This window comes from Marivita hallyeonensis (assembly GCF_900129875.1).
Taxonomy (GTDB): domain Bacteria; phylum Pseudomonadota; class Alphaproteobacteria; order Rhodobacterales; family Rhodobacteraceae; genus Marivita; species Marivita hallyeonensis.
This window is the reverse complement of sequence record NZ_FQXC01000020.1, coordinates 1-1,130: the sequence shown is the minus strand read 5'-3', so window position 1 is coordinate 1,130 and position 1,130 is coordinate 1. Positions and strand designations below refer to the sequence as shown.

The following is a 1,130-nucleotide window of genomic DNA, read 5'->3' as shown; positions in this document are numbered from 1 at the left end:
CCTTCGCGGATGGCGAAGCGGAGGCCTTCTTCCATGGCGATCGGCGCGATCAGTTCGACGTCGAACTTCAGGTTGTCACCCGGCATCACCATCTCGGTGCCCGACGGCAGCGTCACGGTGCCGGTCACGTCGGTCGTGCGGAAGTAGAACTGCGGACGGTAGTTCGCGAAGAACGGCGTGTGACGGCCGCCTTCTTCCTTGGTCAGGATGTAGACCTCGGCTTCGAACTTCGTGTGCGGGGTCACCGAACCCGGCTTGCAGAGCACCTGTCCGCGCTCAACGCCTTCGCGGTCCACACCGCGCAGGAGTGCGCCGATGTTGTCGCCCGCTTCACCGCGGTCCAAGAGCTTGCGGAACATTTCCACGCCCGTGCAGGTCGTCTTGGTGGTGTCGCGGATGCCGACGATCTCGATCTCGTCGCCCACGTTGATCACGCCACGCTCGACACGACCGGTCACAACCGTACCACGACCCGAGATCGAGAACACGTCTTCGATCGGCATCAGGAACGGCTGGTCCACGGCACGCTCGGGCTGCGGGATGTAGTCATCCACCGCCTGCATCAGTTCGCGGATCTTGTTCTCGCCGATTTCCGGGTCACGGCCTTCCATCGCCGCAAGCGCGGAGCCCGCCACGATCGGAATGTCGTCGCCCGGGAAGTCGTACTCGGAAAGCAGTTCGCGGATTTCCATCTCGACGAGCTCGAGCAGCTCCTCGTCGTCGACCTGGTCCACCTTGTTCATGAACACGACCATGGCGGGGATACCCACCTGACGGCCCAGCAGGATGTGCTCGCGGGTCTGCGGCATCGGGCCGTCGGCTGCGTTCACAACCAGGATCGCGCCGTCCATCTGCGCCGCACCGGTGATCATGTTCTTCACGTAGTCGGCGTGGCCGGGGCAGTCGACGTGGGCGTAGTGACGCGCGTCGGTCTCGTATTCCACGTGCGCGGTCGAAATGGTGATACCACGGGCCTTTTCTTCCGGTGCACCGTCGATCTGGTCATACGCCTTGAAGTCGCCAAAGTACTTCGTGATCGCCGCCGTCAGCGTCGTCTTGCCGTGGTCAACGTGACCAATCGTGCCAATGTTGCAGTGCGGCTTGCCGCGCTCAAACTTTTCCTTTGCCAT

At 62.8% G+C, this 1,130-nt stretch carries 1 protein-coding gene; it reads right to left on the bottom strand.

The features are described from left to right. Window positions 1–1,130: elongation factor Tu (tuf, locus tag BUA42_RS20795; RefSeq protein WP_072780268.1), on the bottom strand; the 1,130-nt coding region annotated here is incomplete at its 3' end.